This is a genomic window from Microbacterium sp. PF5 (assembly GCF_004794315.1).
In the GTDB taxonomy this organism is placed as follows: Bacteria; Actinomycetota; Actinomycetes; order Actinomycetales; family Microbacteriaceae; genus Microbacterium; species Microbacterium sufflavum.
Window position 1 is genome coordinate 1 of record NZ_SSDQ01000053.1, and the last position, 319, is coordinate 319.

Here is a 319-nt window from a genome sequence, read left to right on the forward strand (position 1 = left end):
CTAGTCGAGTGACTCTGCGCCGAAAATGTACCGGGGCTAAATACACCACCGAAGCTGCGGATTGATACCGAATGGTATCAGTGGTAGGGGAGCGTTCTAAGGACAGTGAAGTCAGACCGTAAGGACTGGTGGAGTGCTTAGAAGTGAGAATGCCGGTATGAGTAGCGAAAGACGGGTGAGAATCCCGTCCACCGAATGCCTAAGGTTTCCTGAGGAAGGCTCGTCCGCTCAGGGTTAGTCAGGACCTAAGCCGAGGCCGACAGGCGTAGGCGATGGACAACAGGTTGATATTCCTGTACCACCTCTTTATCGTTTGAGC

1 rRNA gene is annotated in these 319 nt (G+C 53.3%); it reads left to right on the forward strand.

The annotated features are described in order from the left end of the window. Positions 1-319 (forward strand): 23S ribosomal RNA (locus tag DW297_RS03200); the annotation flags it as partial.